Raw genomic sequence first — 944 nt, 5'->3', positions numbered from 1 at the left:
TACCACGTAAGAAATAGTTCAGTACACTAAGCTCAGCCTCCGTCAAAAATGGGTGTACGGGTTTTGCTTTGCTATTTAACAGCCTGCTAATGTGTGGACTACAAACATTGTTGTTCTCAATCACCTGAGCAATCAGGTTCGATATTTCACCAAGTCGTTCATTTTTAGAGATAAGCGCATGAATATCGATATTGTAGAAAGAGCGTAGCGTCGTCTTATCCTGAATCCGTGTTAATACCACAATTTTTATTTCAGGCAGAGTACGCTTGACCCAATGGATAAAATCAATAACCTGAAATAATGCTTTATCTGCACTAAAAGGTTCTATCACAACAATCTGTATCTCTTCTTTAATCAGAGCGCTTTTTAACGCAGTTAAATCATTGGCGTGATGAAGGTTACAGGTCATCGGCATGCAGGAGAGCAAAGACTCAAAGCCTATTGTTGACATCGTACAGTCATCAATTAATGCGATTTGAAATGCAGTGCTGTTTTCCACACATGCTACTTTTGTCTTGTTTGCTAGCACAGGTCCTCTATAAAAGTTATTAATATTAAAAAAGGCCGCTCATTAATTACGACCTTGGTTAATATGTATTACCGTAAACGGCTACTGAGCTTACTGGTAGACAACCGTAAACTGGGCGCTAGCATTAGCGGTACCGGCAACGATGGTATTGCTGATAGCGATGTAGCGTGCAACAAAGTCCAGTTTGTTTTGAGTGCCAGCACCTGCAACTAATGCGTAAGGCTGTGAGCTTTCAAACAGGTTGACCACTTTCTGGCTGGCATCAGACAACTGGATTGCCACCCCTTCTGCGGTTTCAGTCCCTGCGGTCAACGCCAGCTTGCTGTTATCGCCCGCAACGCTGGTACCGTCGAATTTAACGACAGCGTTGGTTGCGATTGGGCAATCTTTCAGGATCAGTTGGAATTTTGTTGGT

The 944-nt window shown here is 42.8% G+C and carries 2 protein-coding genes; both read right to left on the bottom strand.

The genetic code is table 11. From position 1 onward, the window contains the following. The coding region (locus AC2A1E_RS24165) for a hypothetical protein (RefSeq protein WP_484385868.1) at window positions 1–499 on the bottom strand (499 nt) is incomplete at its 3' end. A gap of 120 nt (window positions 500–619) precedes the next feature. Further along, a partial coding sequence (locus AC2A1E_RS24160) for a fimbrial protein (protein ID WP_484385867.1) occupies window positions 620–944 on the bottom strand: 325 nt, incomplete at its 5' end.

It is taken from the genome of Serratia sp. HNCC26DJ206 (assembly GCF_057180605.1).
The sequence above is the reverse complement of the archived record's forward strand: the minus strand, read 5'-3'. Positions and strand labels throughout refer to the sequence as shown.